We start from the raw sequence: 14,289 nt of genomic DNA on the forward strand, positions 1-14,289 counted from the left end.
AATACAGGCTGTCAGAGATACCCTCGCGGCGACATAACGCCGAGATGCTTTCCTCCCCGCGCAATCCGGCCAAAACAATGCGGATCTTCTCCTCCGCCGAGTAGGTCTGGCGGGTCTTGCGGCGGAGGTTTTTGACCAGCTTGTCAGCTGCGTCTTTCGATGTTCCGGGCTTCTTGTTCATCTTCGCTCCTTAACGGCTACGATGAACCAGAAACCCTCCGTTGTTCAAATCATCAAATCTGTCCCACAGGCGCTGACGTCAGACAACCAATGAGATTCTGATGGCGACAAGGATGGTGGCAATGCGTTATGTTTTACGAATTAAGTATATAAAATCAACTACATAAGCCATATATTGGCGGAGACGAAGGGATTCGAACCCTCGAGACCCTTCCGGGCCTACTCCCTTAGCAGGGGAGCGCCTTCGACCACTCGGCCACGTCTCCACTGACGCGTATAGCCAAGCGTGGGTCGGGAGTACAAGGCGAAATCTTCGGTCCGGGGAAATATCTTGCGTGGCGGCGTCTTTAGGCGTCCTGCTCGGCATAGAAGTGGCCGATCGGTGGGGCATTGCAGGAAGCCGTGTCGGCCCTGCGCGTCACTTGCGGGTTCTGCAGTAACTCTCGCCGGATCTCTCGCTGCAAAGTCAAACAAGCCGCCGGGCCTGATGGTTTGGCGGCTTGCTCAGGCGCGCGGGCCGGTTCAGAGACAGGCGCGCAGCAGTGCCGTGGTGTTCTCCGCATTCATCTCGATCGGATTGCCGCCGGTGCTCGGGTCGTTGAGCGCCGAGGCGACAAGGGCGTCGATGTCGGGATCCCTGATGCCAAGCTCACCGAGCGATGCCGGGATCCCAAGCTGCCGGTTCAGCTCCCCGACGAAATCATAGAACCCGTCGAACCCCCCCTCGATGCCGAGATAGGCCGCCGCCCGTGCCAGCCTGCCCTCGATCGCCGGACGGTTGAATTTCAGCACCTGCTGCATCACCACGGCATTGGTCGTGCCGTGATGCGTGTGATGCACCGCGCCGATCGGGTGGCTCAACGCATGGATCGCGCCGAGTCCCTTCTGGAACGCCGTGGCGCCCATCGCGGCGGCAGACATCATCTGGCCGCGTGCCTCGATATCATTGCCATCGGCATAGGCGCGCGGCAGATATTCCTTGACCAGCCGCAAGCCTTCCAGCGCGATGCCCTGGCTCATCGGGTGATAATGCGGCGAGCAATAGGCTTCGAGACAATGAGCAAAGGCATCCATGCCGGTACCCGCGGTGATGCTCCTGGGCATGCCGACGGTCAGCTCGGGGTCACAGATCACCACGGCGGGCAGGATCTTGGGGTGGAAGATGATCTTCTTTTCATGGGTCTGCGAATTGGTGATCACACTGGCGCGGCCCACTTCGGAGCCAGTGCCCGCCGTGGTCGGCACCGCGACAATCGGGGCGATGGCATCGGCATCGGCACGGGTCCACCAATCGCCGATATCCTCGAAATCCCACAGGGGGCGGCTCTGCCCGGCCATGAAGGCCACCACCTTGCCAAGGTCGAGCCCGGAACCGCCGCCAAAGGCGATGACACCGTCATGCCCGCCATCGCGATAGGCCTTTACCCCGGCCTCGACATTCTGCTCGGTCGGGTTCGGATCAACCTTTGAGAACATGGCGCGGCCAAGCCCCGCCGCCTCCATCAGATCAAGCGTCGCAGCGGTGATCGGCAGGGCGGCGAGGCCCTTGTCGGTGACCAGCAGCGGCTTCTTCATACCCGCGGCGGCACAGGCCTCGCCGATTTCCGAGATGCGGCCCGCACCCAAGCGGATGGCGGTGGGATAGGACCAGTTTGCGTAAAGAGACATGGGCTCAGGCTTTCTTGAGGTGGTAGGATTTCGGACGGGTCAGGGCGTGATAGCCCAATTCGGAGAGGCCGGCACCGCGGCCGGTCTGTTTGCAGCCTGTCCAGCACAGCGCCGGATCGAGATAATCGGCGCGGTTCATGAACACGGTGCCGGTTTCGAGCTGCGCACCGATCTCGTTGGCGGCGTCAAGGTCGGCGGTAAAGATCGCGGCGGTCAGACCGAACTTGCTGTCATTCATCAGCGCGATGGCTTCCGCATCGTCCCTGACCGGCATGATGCCGACCACCGGGCCAAAGCTTTCGTCGCGCATCACCCGCATGTCATGTGTCACATCCGTCAGCACCTGCGGCGTCAGATAGGCGCCGCCGTCATCCGCCGCCATCGGTGCGATATGCGCCTTGGCCCCCGCCGCCACGGCCTCGTCAATCTGCGCGCGCACTTCGCGGGCGAAACGCACATTGGCCATCGGGCCAAGCGTCGTGGCTTCCTCCAGAGGGTTGCCGAGGTTCAGGGCCTTGACCCAATCGACCGCTCTGGCGGCGAAATCATCGTAAAGGCTCTCATGGACATAGATCCGCTCGATCCCGCAGCAGCATTGCCCGGCGTTGAACATCGCCCCGTCCATCAACGTATCAACCGCCGCGTCGAGGTTTGCATCCGCCCGCACATAGGCCGGGTCCTTGCCGCCGAGCTCGGTCGCCACGCCGGTAAAGGTGCCCGCCGCAGCGCGCTCCATCGCCTGCCCGCCACCGACCGAACCGGTGAAATTGATGAAATCGAAGGCGTTCTCGGCGATCAGTGCCGAGGTCGTGTCATGGTCGAGCACGATGTTCTGAAACACGTCCTCGGGCACTCCTGCCGCATGATAGGCCTCGGCGAGATGTTCGCCGACCAGAATGGTCTGCGCCGCATGTTTCAGGATCACCACATTGCCCGCGATCAGCGCGGGCGCGATGGTGTTGTTGGCGGTCATGTAGGGGTAATTCCACGGCGCCACGACGAAGACCAGACCATGCGGTTCGCGCAGGATCTTGCGGCTGAAACCGGCGCTGTCCTCGATCACCTTCGGCGCCAGCGCCTCTTCGGCGATCTTCGCCATATGGCTCGCGCGTTCCTGCAAGCCGCCGAATTCACCGCCATAGCGGATCGGGCGCCCCATCTGATGCGCCAGTTCCTCGGTCATCCGGTCCTTGCTGCGCTCGATCTCGCCAAGCGCGCCCATCACCAGATCGATGCGTTCCTGCAGGGGCCGTGCCGCCCAGGCCTTCTGCGCCGCGCGGGCGCGCTTTACCGCGCCCAGCGCTGCATCCTTGCTCAGGCACTCACGCTCGGCATAGACCGATCCGTCGATCGGCGAGATACATTTTGTCGTGCTCATCATCAGGCCCTTTCAAAGCCACGGGCGATTTCCCAATCGGTCACCACCCGGTCAAATTCTTCCAATTCCCATTCCCCGGCCCGGGTATAATGGTCAACCACGTCTTCGCCCAATGCTTCGCGCAGGAAGGTCGAGCCGCGCAGGTTCACGACGGCGCTCCGCAGGTTCTGCGGTATGTCACCGGCCTTGGCATCCTCATAGACATCGCCCTTGGTCGGGGCGGCGAGGGTCATCTTCTCCTCGATTCCCCTGATCCCGGCGGCCAGCATCACCGCCTGCGCCAGGTAGGGGTTGAGATCCGAGCCGCCGATCCGGCACTCGACCCGCACACCCTTGGTCCCTGCCCCGCAGAGCCGGAAACCGGCGGTACGGTTGTCCACCGACCAGACCGTCTTGGTCGGCGCGAAGGTGCCCTTGGCAAAGCGCTTGTAGCTGTTGACGTAGGGCGCCAGGAAATAGGTGTAATCCGGCGCATAGGCGATCAGCCCGGCCATGTAATGCTTCATCAGTTCCGACATGCCGAGGCTGTCGTCACTGTCAACGAACGCCGGCTCGCCATGCTGCCACAGCGACTGGTGCACATGGCTCGATGAGCCCGCGCGGTTGTGATGCCATTTCGGCAGAAAGCTCGCGGCATGGCCCTGCTGCCAGGCGATCTCCTTGATTGCGTGTTTGGCGATGCTGTGATAATCGGCGCAGTCGAGCGCGGCGGAATAGCGAATGTTGAGCTCTTCCTGCCCGGCCTCGGCCTCGCCCTTGGAATTCTCGATCGGCACTCCGGCGGCAAACAGATGATTGCGCACCGGCCGCATCACCGCCTCTTCCTTAGTGGTCTGGAAGATGTGGTAATCCTCGTTATAACCGCTGATCGGCTCCAGATCACGGAAACCACCCCGACGGATCTCATCGAAAGACTTGGCGAACAGGAAAAACTCCAGCTCGGTCGCCATCATCGCGTCAAAACCAAGCGCCTTGAGATGGGCGATCTGCTTTTTCAGCACCGCGCGCGGCGAATGCGGTACCGGCGCATGGGTGTCGTGATCCAGCATGTCGCAGAGCACCATCGCCGTACCCTCAAGCCAGGGCACCGGGCGGATCGTTTCCAGATCCGGCTTCATCACGTAATCGCCGTAGCCCGCCTGCCACGAGGTCGCGGCATAGCCCTCGGGCGTGGCCATTTCGAGATCGGTGGCGAGCAGGTAATTGCAGCAATGGGTCTCGCGGTACGAAGTCTCCACAAAGTTCACCGCATGAAACCGCTTGCCCATCAGGCGGCCCTGCATGTCCACCGTGCAGACCAGAACCGTGTCGATCACCCCGTCGGTGACCTGATTTTTGAGGGTGTCGAAAGAAAGCGTGCCGGGCATGTTCTCGTCCATTCCTGAAAGATCGGGGGCCGCCCGCAGGACCGCCCCCGGTAGGGTTTAGGCCTTGCCGTAGCGGTAGGGCCGTCCGGCCTTGACCATGTCGGCATTGTATTTCTTGAGGATTTCGACCACCCGCGCCTTGACCGGGCTTTCGGCGGCGATCTCGTCCCAGAACTCGAGCGCGGCGTCTTCGACCGTCTGCCATTCCTCATCCGGGATCGTCGTCAGCTGCATCTTTTCGCCATTGACCCGCAGCGAGGCTTCGCCACCCCAATACCACCATTGGCGGTAGTAATGCGACTGGTCCATGCAAACCCGCAGCAGCTCCTGCAGATGCGGCGGCAGCTCGTTCCAGCGTTCCATATTGGCAAAGAACGACCCGGCCCAGGCACCGGAAATGTTGTTGGTCAGGAAGTAATTGGTCACATCGGCCCAGCCCACCGTGTAATCCTCGGTGATGCCCGACCACGCGATGCCATCAAGCTCGCCGGTCTGCACCGCGACCTCGATGTCCTCCCAGGGCAGGTTGACCGGCACCACACCGAATTGCGCCATGAAGCGCCCGGCGGTCGGGAAGGTGAAGACCCGCTTGCCTTCGAGATCCTTCAGAGAGCGGATCGGATCCTTGGTGGCGAAATGACACGGATCCCAGGCCCCGGCGGAGATATGCTTGACCCCGAGCGCGGAATATTCCTCGTCCCAGATCTCATTCAGACCGTATTGGTTGAACAGCACCGGCACGTCGAGCGAATAGCGCGAGGCGAAGGGGAAGTAGCCGCCGAAGACGGTCACATCGGTGGGTGAGGCCATGGAATCGTCATCCGACTGCACCGCGTCGATGGTGCCGCGCTGCATCGCCTGGAACAGCTCGCCCGTCGGCACCAGCTGATCGGCGAAATAGAGCTCGATCTGCATCTCCTCACCGGCGATCTTGTTGAAACTGTCGATCGCGGGCTTGATCACATGCTCGGCCAACGCTGCACCGGCATAGGTCTGCAGGCGCCAGGTGATCTTGGATTGCGCCAGCGCCGGCGCGGCCAGCCCGGCAGCGGGCAGGATCGCGGCGCCCTTGATAAACTTACGTCTGGTTGTCATGTCATCTCTCCTTTGTAGAATGATTGCCGTCTTGGCGCGGCTTTCGGGGGAATTATTGGCCGTAGATGTAACCGGGCAGCCAGGTGGCGATGCCGGGGAAGACCATCACCAGCACCAGCGCGAGGACCATGACCAGCACGAAGGGGGTAATCGAGCCGTAGATGTCGCGCAGCGAGATCTCTGGCGGGGCCATGGCGCGCATCAGGAACAGGTTATAGCCGAAAGGCGGTGTCATATAGGCAATCTGCGTGGTGATCGTGTAGAGGATCCCGTACCAGATCAGGTCGAACCCGAGCGCCCCGACAAGCGGCACGTAGAGTGGCGCGACGATCACCAGCATCGCGGTGTCATCGAGAAACGTGCCCATCAGGATGAAGCTGAGCTGCATCAGGATCAGGATCATCCACGGGGAAAGATTGAGCCGCTCGGTGAACAGCCCTTCGATCGCCTTGACCGCCCCAAGCCCGTCGAACACCGCCCCGAAGGCCAGCGCCGCGAGGATGATCCACATGAACATGCAAGTGATGCCGAGCGTATTGCGCACCGAATTCTCGAATACTTCGCGGGTCATCCGCAGCTTCAGCACCGCCGCAAGAAAAGCCGCTAGCGCGCCGATTGCCGAACTTTCGACAAGGCTGGTCCAACCATTGACGAAGGGCACCATCATGGTTGCGAAAATGATCAGCGGCAGCAAGCCCGCACGCAGCAGCCGGAGCTTCTCAGCGCGGGGGATGTCGCGCTCGGAGGCGTCCAGCACCGGCCCGAGCACCGGGTTCTTCCAGCAGCGGATCACGATATAGCCGATGAACATCGCCGCCATCATCAGCCCCGGCACCACACCTGCCAGCCACAGCTGCCCGACGGGCTGACGCGCGATCATCGCGTAAAGCACCAGCACCACCGAAGGCGGCACAAGGATGCCCAGGCTCGATCCCGCCTGGATCACTCCCGTCACCATGCGCTTGTCATAGCCGCGTTTCAGCAGCTCCGGCAAAGCGATGGTCGAACCGATCGCCATGCCTGCCACGCTCAGCCCGTTCATCGCCGAAATCAGCACCATCAGGCCAATCGTCCCGATCGCCAGCCCGCCGCGCAGCCCGCCCATCCAGACGTGGAACATCTTGTAGAGATCGTCGGCGATCTTGGATTCCGACAGCACATAGCCCATGAAGATGAACATCGGCAAGGTCAGCAGCGGATACCATTTCATCAGCTTCATCGCCGCCGAAAAGCCGATGTCATAGCCGCCCTTGTCTCCCCAGAGCAGCAGCGCCGCCACCACGGCGACAAAGCCGATCGCCCCGAACACCCGCTGCCCGGTCAGCAGCATCAGCATCATGGTCGCGAACATCAACGTCGCAATCACCTCATACGACATCAAATCGCCTCACCCTTGAGCCGCAGCATGTCTTTCAGCAACTCGGAAACACATTGCAGAAGCATCAGGAACAGCCCCAGGATCATCACCGACTTGATCGGCCACAGCCACGGGCGCCAGGCCGAGGAGGACGTCTCCATCCGCCCGATCTCCTCGCTGCCGGTCACCAGCCCGCCAAAGAACGAAAACGGCTCGGTACCCCAATAGCCCAGCGAATAGGCGGTCGAGCCGACAGCACCATAAAGCAGCACGCCGAGATAGAAGATCAGGAACAGCACTGTGATCAGGTCGGCCCAGGCCTTGCGGCGCGGCGACCATTCGCCATAGAGCAGGTCCATCCGCACGTTCGATCCCATCTGGATCGAATAGGGACCACCGAGGATATAATAGGCCACCATGGCGAACTGCGCCAATTCGAGGGTCCACAGCGACGGCAGGAAGAAGGTCTTGGAGACTGAAGACCACAGCAGGATCCCCATCAGCACGAAGATCCCGTACATGACGATCCGCCCGAGCCGCCGGTTCAGCGCATCGACGCCGTTGATGTAGGAATAGGCCAGTCTAATCATCGCGCGCGCTCTCCGTTTTCGCCAGCGCATCGGTCAGCCACTCGGCCAGCAGGTCGCCGAAAGACCGCTGCTGCGCCTCGCTGGCGATCAGGTCGTTGCGGATCTCGATCATCACGTTGAGATGGCCCATGCCCAACGCATGTGCTCGCAAGGTATGGGTGACCCCGTCCTGCGGCCCATAGGGCGCGTTGCGTTGCACGTCATGGCGGGTGTGTTCTGCCGCGCAGGCCAGCATCGCATCGGCGAGCCGCGCGTCACTGTCATGCAGCAGCCCGATTTCGACCTCTCGGGGTTGGTTATTGTAGACCGGCGTGAAACTGTGGATCGTCACGATCACCGGCGCCGTCCGTGCCGCCACTTCGCGTGCCAAGGCGTCGCGGAACGGCTGGTAATAGGTCGCGACCCGCGACGCGCGTGCCGCTGCGCTCAGCCCGACATTGCCCGGCACCGCGATCAGCTCACTGCGCGCGGGCACGGCATCCGGCGCTTCCGGCGGTCGGTTGCAATCATAAACCAACCGCGACACGCCGCCCGCGACCAAAACGGAATCGAGCAGCTCGGCCATCCGCAAAGCGACCCCGCGCGCGCCCGGATCCCAGGCGGCGTGGCTGTAGCGGTCCTGATCCGACAGGCCAAGCCGGTGCAGTTCGGGGGGGATATAGGCAGAGGCATGTTCGCAGACCAGCACCAGATCGCCCGGCGCCCCGGCCCAGTAAACCTCGACAATGTCATGGCTCCTGCCTTTTGGCATTGCGCTTCCTTCCCCCCTGTTGGAGCAACACTCGAACGCGCCTGCACCCATGTCAATGAATTTATGTACTGACACTTACATCTGCGCTAAACCTGTAACGGAAACCGTCAAGAAAGATGCACACATGGCCCAAGCTGACCTGACCATCGCCGAACGCATCCAGAATCACCTCGACAAAAAGCTGACCCGCGCCGAACGCCAGCTCGCCCATGCGATCCTCGAGAATTACCCGGCCAGCGGCCTCGGCCCGCTCTCGGCACTGGCCCGCAGCGCCGAAGTTTCCGGCCCGACGGTGCTGCGCATGGTCCAAAAGCTCGGCCTTTCCGGCTATCCCGAATTTCAGGCCGCCCTGCGCGAAGAACTCAGCGCCAAGGCCCAGAACCCGATCGCCAAATACGACACCCGCGCCGAAGGCCTGCCCTCGGATCACGTGCTCAACCGCTTCACCGAGGCGGTAACCGACAACATCCGCCATTCGCTGGCGCAGATTGAACCCGAGGCTTTCGATGCCGCCTGCGCGCTGATCGCCGACCCGTCGCGCGGCGTACATATCGTCGGCGGCAGGATCAGCCATACGATCGCGGAATATCTCTACCTGCACATGCAGGTCATCCGCCCTGGCGTCAGCCATATCCAATCGACCTCCAACACCTGGCCGCATCACCTGCTCGACGCGCTGGCGGGCGATGTCTTCGTGATCTTCGACATGCGCCGCTATGAGAACAACACGCTGAAACTGGCGGAAATGGCCCATGACCGGGGGGCCAAGATCATCCTCTTCACCGATCAATGGCGCTCGCCGGTCCATGCCCTGGCCGACATCTGCCTCAGCTCACGGATCGTCGTGCCCTCGGCCTGGGATTCGCTGGTAACGCCGATGCTGCTGGTCGAGACGATGATCTCGGCGGTGCAGGACATCCTCTGGCAGGACACGCGACACAGGATGGAAGTGCTCGAAGACATGTTCGACCAGACCAAGCTGTTCCGCAAATTCACCTGAGCGGGCGCCCCGCGGCACCGCTTTGTCGGAGGTACGGGAGGGCGAAGCCACATTCCCGTGACCAGCCTCACACAGCCATTGCCGGGACAACGGCGGCGCGGGCGATCCCGTCTCGTCCCGCACCGGTCCGAACTCCCAAACCGTCACGGCAGGGTGAGAGCTTGTGCTTTGCCTTTGCGGCTCCGAACGACCAGTGTCACATCAGCGACGGCCCTGTCGCTGTCGTCTCCGCCATCCTTTCACGCAGGAGGAATTTCCGTGAAACTGCTCATCACCAGCCTCGTTCTCGCCCTGCTCGCCAGCACCGCGAGCGCCGGGAACTCGGACCGCTACAATGACATGCGGCTCGACACGTCGAGACCGGCGCAGAACGCCGAAACCGCTCGCCCCGAGACGACGGGCCCGGCCGTCACCCGCCGCGCATCGCCCGATCGGCGCCTGCCCCGGAATGCGGTCCGCAGTCCCGACAACCCGACGCCCTTCTATGCCTATGATTCACCTTTCGGCGTCGGCCCGAACAACGACAGCCGCTGAGCCCGGCCCCGGCCAGACGAAAAGGGCTCCCGCCGGGAGCCCTCGTGTCGTGATACCTGTGATGCCGATAATCAGGTGTTGAACAGGAAATGCAGCACGTCGCCATCCTTGACGATATAGGACTTGCCCTCGGATCGCATCTTACCGGCCTCCTTGGCCGGATTCTCACCGCCGAGCGAGACGAAATCGTCATAGGCGATGGTCTCGGCGCGGATGAAGCCCTTCTCGAAATCGCCGTGGATCACCCCGGCGGCCTTCGGTGCCGAGGTGCCCGTCTTGATAGTCCAGGCCCGCGCCTCTTTCGGGCCGACGGTAAAATAGGTCTCCAGATGCAACAACTCGTATCCGGCACGGATCAGACGGTCGAGCCCGGCTTCCTTCAGTCCCATTTCCTCGAGGAACATCTCTGCCTCCTCGCGTTCAAGCTGCGAGATCTCCTCCTCGATCTGGGCGGAGATAACCACATGGGCATTGCCCTGCGCTGCTGCCATCTCGGCCACCCGCGCGGAGAATTCATTGCCCTCCGCCGCCTCGGATTCACCGACGTTGCAGACATAGAGCACCGGCTTGGTCGTGAGCAGCTGCAGCATCCGCCAGGCCTTGCGATCCTCGTCATCGACCTCGACCACGCGAGCGGGCTGGCCCTGTTCGAGCACGTCGAGCGCCCGACGCATCAGCCGTTCCTGCTGTACCGCTTCCTTGTCGCCGCCCCGCACCTTGCGCACGATGTTCTGCAACCGCTTCTCGATGCTCTCGATATCGGCGAGCATCAATTCGGTATCGATGGTCTCGGCATCGGCCACCGGATCGACGCGGCCCTCGACATGGGTCACATCGCCATCCTCGAAACAGCGCAGCACATGGGCGATCGCATCGACCTCGCGGATGTTTGCCAGAAACTGGTTGCCCAGCCCCTCGCCCTTGCTGGCGCCCTTCACCAGCCCGGCAATATCGACGAAGGTCATCCGCGTCGGAATGATCTGCTTTGACCCGGCAATCGCCGCGAGCCGGTCGAGCCGGGCATCCGGCACCGCCACTTCACCGACATTCGGTTCGATCGTGCAAAACGGAAAATTCGCTGCCTGCGCCGCCGCCGTGCGGGTCAGCGCGTTGAAGAGCGTCGATTTACCCACATTCGGCAGGCCGACGATGCCCATCTTGAATCCCATGATCGATCTCCACGTTCAGAACAGGCCGCTTCTAGTGGCCCGGACGCAGAGGCGCAAGCCGCGCCGCGCGGATCGGGCAGCGCTAATCGGCGCGCCTGTCCTGATGGGCCTGGTAGATCAGGATCCAGGCCAGCAGGATGAACATCGGATGGGTGAGACCGCCGGAAAAGATGATGGCGGGCACCCAGATCACGAAAACGACAATGCTGAGAATGACCCGGCCAATGAGCAGGATCGACAGCGGCGGCAGGAACAGGGCGAGGACATAATTCATGCCACCCCAGATAGGGTGTCCGCGTCCGAAGGGAAGCCCCCGGCGTCGCCGGGAGCGGAAAATTGCGATTTTCCGCACCGGAATTTTCAAGAAATTCCGTCACCCACCGCAGAGGTCCTCCATTGATTTCCGCCGTCATATTCGGCATTCCCTGAACAACATTGCAGAAGGCAGCCTGACATGACCCGTATCGACGCCAAATTCGCCGATCTCAAATCCCGCGGCAAGAAGGCCTTTGTCGCCTATGTGATGGCCGGAGACCCCGATTTCGACCGTTCGCTGGAGATCGTGCGCGGCCTGCCCGGCGCCGGGGTCGACGTGATCGAGCTCGGCCTGCCCTTCACCGATCCGATGGCCGACGGCCCGACCATCCAGCTCGCCGGACAACGCGCGCTTGAGGGCGGCATGACGCTGACCCGCACGCTCGACCTCGCCCGCGCCTTTCGCGAGCAGGATCAGGAAACGCCGATCGTGCTGATGGGCTATTACAATCCGATCTATTCCATGGGCGTCGACAAGTTTCTGCCCGCCGCCAAGGAGGCCGGTATCGACGGGCTGATCATCGTCGATCTGCCCCCCGAGGAAGATATCGAGCTGTGTCTGCCCGCGCAGGACGCCGGGCTCAACTTCATCCGCCTGGCCACCCCCACCACCGATGACAAGCGCCTGCCGCGGGTGATGCAGAACACTTCCGGTTTCGTCTATTACGTCTCGATCACCGGTATCACCGGCGCGGCGCAGGCCGAAGCCGCGGATGTGCGCCCCGAGGTCGAACGGATCAAGGCGGCGGCCGACCTGCCGGTGATCGTCGGTTTCGGCGTCACCACCCCTCAAAAGGCCCGCGCCATTGCCGAGGTCGCCGATGGCGTGGTCATCGGCTCGGCCATCGTCAACAAGATCGCCGGGGGCGAAAGCACCGAGGACGTGCTGCGCTTCGTCGCGTCGCTGGCCGAGGGCGCCCATTCCGCTTGAGCCCCTGACGATTTTCCCCGGGCTGTCCCGTTCCGCCGCATTCCAAATCCGAGTAGCCCCATGCCCGTCATCACCAATATCGACGATCTCAAACGCATCTACCGGCGCCGCGTGCCCAAGATGTTCTACGATTACGCCGAGACCGGCAGCTGGAGCGAACAGACCTTCCGCGACAATTCCACCGATTTCGCCGAGATCCGCCTGCGCCAGCGTGTCGCCGTGGACATGACGAACCGCAGCACCGCCTCGCGGATGATCGGCGGGGACGTGGCGATGCCGGTGGCGCTGGCCCCCGTCGGTCTGACCGGGATGCAGCACGCGGACGGAGAGATCAAGGCCGCCCGCGCGGCCGAGACATTCGGCGTGCCCTTCACCCTCTCGACCCTGTCGATCTGCTCGATCGAGGACGTGGCCGAACATACGAGCCGCCCCTTCTGGCTGCAGGTCTACACGCTGACCGATAACGATTTCATGCAGCGCCTGTTCGACCGCGCCCGCGCCGCCGGATGCAGCGCCATCGTCATCACGCTCGATCTGCAGATCGGCGGCCAGCGCCACAAGGACATCAAGAACGGCCTCTCCGCCCCGCCCAAGCTGACCGCGAAATCCATCGCCAACATGATGACCAAGCCGCGCTGGGGCCTTGGCATGCTCGGCACCAAGCGGCGATTCTTCGGCAATGTCATCGGTCACGCCAAGGGCGTCTCCGACCCTTCGTCGCTGTCGAGCTGGACCGAGGAAGCCTTCGATCAGGCGCTCGACTGGGACCGAGTGCGCGAGCTCATCCGCATGTGGGGCGGCAAGGTGATCCTCAAGGGCATCCTCGATGCCGAGGACGCGGTGAAGGCGCTCGATGTCGGCGCCGATGCGATCATCGTCAGCAACCACGGCGGTCGCCAGCTCGACGGCGCGCTGAGCGCGATCCGCGCCCTGCCCGCGATCCTCGATGCCGTGGGCGACAGGATCGAAGTGCATCTCGACAGCGGCATCCGCTCCGGCCAGGACGTGCTCAAGGCGCTCGCCCTCGGCGCAAAGGGCACCTATGTGGGCCGCGCCTTTGTCTACGGCCTGGGCGCCATGGGCGAGGCGGGCGTGACCGCCGCGCTTCAGGTGATCCACAAGGAACTCGACACCACCATGGCCCTTTGCGGCGAGACCCGCGTGCAAAATCTCGGACGACATAACCTCCTGATCCCCCGGCATTTCTCCGGGGATTGGCAGGGCTGACCCGGGCTCGGCAGACGCAATGCTGATCTTCCTGCGCCACGAACTGACGTTCCTCGCCACCCCCAAGACCGGCACCACCGCCGTCGAGATGGCACTGCGCCCGCGCGCCGAGATCGTCTTCGCCAGGGGTCGCAAACACATCACCGCGCAGCGCTATCACGCCCGCATCGCGCCCTTTCTCGAGCAGACCTTCAATGCCCGGCCCGAAACCTGCGCCGTGATGCGCGACCCGGTCACGCAGATTCGCAGCTGGTACCGCTACCGCAGCACCGCGGCGCGCCGCGGCGTGGCCGAGGTCAGCACCAGCCACATGAGCTTTGATGATTTCGTGCGCGCGGTGATCGCCCCCGCGCCCCCCGCCGCCGCCCGGATCGGCAGCCAATTCGCCTTCCTGACGTCACACGAAGGCATCCCGCTGGTCGATCACCTCTTCGCCCATGACGCACAGCCCGCCTTCCGTTCCTTTCTCGAAGAACGGCTGTCAGGGCCCATCGAGCTGAAACAGCGCAATGTCTCCCCGGAAATCGCCGCGTCGCTGTCGCCGTCGGTCGAGGCGGAACTGCGCGAAGCCCGGGCGGCGGAATTCGCGCTTTACGACCGGCTGCGCGCCGCGGGCGGGTATCTGCATATTCCGCAGCGGGGCTGAACCGCGGATCGCCCCGCCCACACTGCCGATTTGCCCTTTTCACCTGCCCCGATCCCGTCTATACGCGCGGCTTCACGCGGA

The 14,289-nt window shown here is 63.0% G+C and carries 15 protein-coding genes and 1 tRNA gene; 5 read left to right on the forward strand and 11 right to left on the reverse strand.

The genetic code is table 11. From position 1 onward, the window contains the following. From ACFSUD_RS12020 to ACFSUD_RS12060, 9 genes are all read right to left on the reverse strand, one after another. Positions 1-181 (reverse strand): transposase (locus tag ACFSUD_RS12020; protein WP_386374737.1); only part of this gene is annotated, 181 nt, incomplete at its 3' end. 175 nt (positions 182-356) lie between these two features. Next, a tRNA-Ser gene (locus tag ACFSUD_RS12025) sits at positions 357-446 on the reverse strand. 256 nt (positions 447-702) lie between these two features. Then, positions 703-1,848: an iron-containing alcohol dehydrogenase gene (locus ACFSUD_RS12030; protein WP_386374739.1), complete on the reverse strand. Its 1,146-nt coding sequence runs from the start codon at positions 1,846-1,848 to the stop codon at positions 703-705. 4 nt (positions 1,849-1,852) lie between these two features. Further along, the gene (locus tag ACFSUD_RS12035) at positions 1,853-3,229 is read right to left on the reverse strand and encodes an aldehyde dehydrogenase family protein (RefSeq protein WP_386374741.1); all 1,377 of its coding nucleotides are present in this window, start codon (positions 3,227-3,229) and stop codon (positions 1,853-1,855) included. Then, entirely contained in the window at positions 3,229-4,593 is a 1,365-nt protein-coding gene (locus tag ACFSUD_RS12040; RefSeq protein ID WP_386374743.1) for a glutamine synthetase family protein, read from the reverse strand. Before ACFSUD_RS12040 ends, ACFSUD_RS12035 begins: the two co-directional genes overlap by 1 nt. A 57-nt stretch (positions 4,594-4,650) precedes the next feature. Next, positions 4,651-5,688 carry a TRAP transporter substrate-binding protein gene (locus ACFSUD_RS12045; protein WP_386374745.1) on the reverse strand — a complete coding sequence of 346 codons (1,038 nt, stop codon included), beginning with the start codon at positions 5,686-5,688 and terminating at the stop codon, positions 4,651-4,653. A gap of 52 nt (positions 5,689-5,740) precedes the next feature. After that, complete coding sequence (locus tag ACFSUD_RS12050) at positions 5,741-7,066, reverse strand: TRAP transporter large permease (RefSeq protein ID WP_386374747.1); 1,326 nt, start codon at positions 7,064-7,066, stop codon at positions 5,741-5,743. Further along, positions 7,066-7,635, reverse strand: a complete 570-nt coding sequence (locus tag ACFSUD_RS12055) for a TRAP transporter small permease subunit (RefSeq protein ID WP_386374749.1) — start codon at positions 7,633-7,635, stop codon at positions 7,066-7,068. Before ACFSUD_RS12055 ends, ACFSUD_RS12050 begins: the two co-directional genes overlap by 1 nt. After that, a complete protein-coding gene (locus ACFSUD_RS12060) occupies positions 7,628-8,386 on the reverse strand; it encodes an N-formylglutamate amidohydrolase (RefSeq protein WP_386374751.1) in 759 nt (252 codons plus the stop codon). The genes ACFSUD_RS12055 and ACFSUD_RS12060 overlap by 8 nt, the downstream gene beginning before the upstream one ends. Before the next feature lie 124 nt (positions 8,387-8,510). Here ACFSUD_RS12060 and ACFSUD_RS12065 point away from each other — a divergent pair, with 124 nt between their 5' ends. Together ACFSUD_RS12065 and ACFSUD_RS12070 are read left to right on the forward strand one after the other, a co-directional pair. After that, on the forward strand, positions 8,511-9,386 hold the full coding sequence (locus ACFSUD_RS12065) for a MurR/RpiR family transcriptional regulator (RefSeq protein WP_386374753.1): 876 nt from the start codon (positions 8,511-8,513) through the stop codon (positions 9,384-9,386). Between the two features lie 258 nt (positions 9,387-9,644). After that, entirely contained in the window at positions 9,645-9,920 is a 276-nt protein-coding gene (locus tag ACFSUD_RS12070) for a hypothetical protein (protein ID WP_386374755.1), read from the forward strand. A 71-nt stretch (positions 9,921-9,991) separates the two neighbouring features. Here the strand turns inward: ACFSUD_RS12070 and ychF are convergent, their stop codons facing one another. Together ychF and ACFSUD_RS12080 are read right to left on the reverse strand one after the other, a co-directional pair. Further along, on the reverse strand, positions 9,992-11,089 hold the full coding sequence (gene ychF, locus ACFSUD_RS12075) for a redox-regulated ATPase YchF (RefSeq protein ID WP_386374756.1): 1,098 nt from the start codon (positions 11,087-11,089) through the stop codon (positions 9,992-9,994). Between the two features lie 82 nt (positions 11,090-11,171). Continuing rightward, positions 11,172-11,363 (reverse strand): hypothetical protein, encoded by a 192-nt coding sequence (locus tag ACFSUD_RS12080; RefSeq protein ID WP_386374758.1) that lies wholly within the window; start codon positions 11,361-11,363, stop codon positions 11,172-11,174. A gap of 180 nt (positions 11,364-11,543) precedes the next feature. Between ACFSUD_RS12080 and trpA the strand changes: the two genes are divergently transcribed. From trpA to ACFSUD_RS12095, 3 genes are read left to right on the forward strand one after another with little or no spacing between them, the layout of a single operon-like run. Continuing rightward, on the forward strand, positions 11,544-12,335 hold the full coding sequence (gene trpA / locus ACFSUD_RS12085; protein WP_386374760.1) for a tryptophan synthase subunit alpha: 792 nt from the start codon (positions 11,544-11,546) through the stop codon (positions 12,333-12,335). Positions 12,336-12,395: 60 nt separating this feature from the next. Next, a complete protein-coding gene (locus tag ACFSUD_RS12090) occupies positions 12,396-13,562 on the forward strand; it encodes an alpha-hydroxy acid oxidase (RefSeq protein ID WP_386374762.1) in 1,167 nt (388 codons plus the stop codon). 19 nt (positions 13,563-13,581) lie between these two features. Next, a complete protein-coding gene (locus ACFSUD_RS12095) occupies positions 13,582-14,208 on the forward strand; it encodes a hypothetical protein (RefSeq protein WP_386374764.1) in 627 nt (208 codons plus the stop codon). The last annotated feature ends 81 nt before the right edge of the window (positions 14,209-14,289 follow it).

Origin of the sequence: Sulfitobacter aestuarii (assembly GCF_042685005.1) — a bacterium.
In the GTDB taxonomy this organism is placed as follows: domain Bacteria; phylum Pseudomonadota; class Alphaproteobacteria; order Rhodobacterales; family Rhodobacteraceae; genus Sulfitobacter; species Sulfitobacter aestuarii.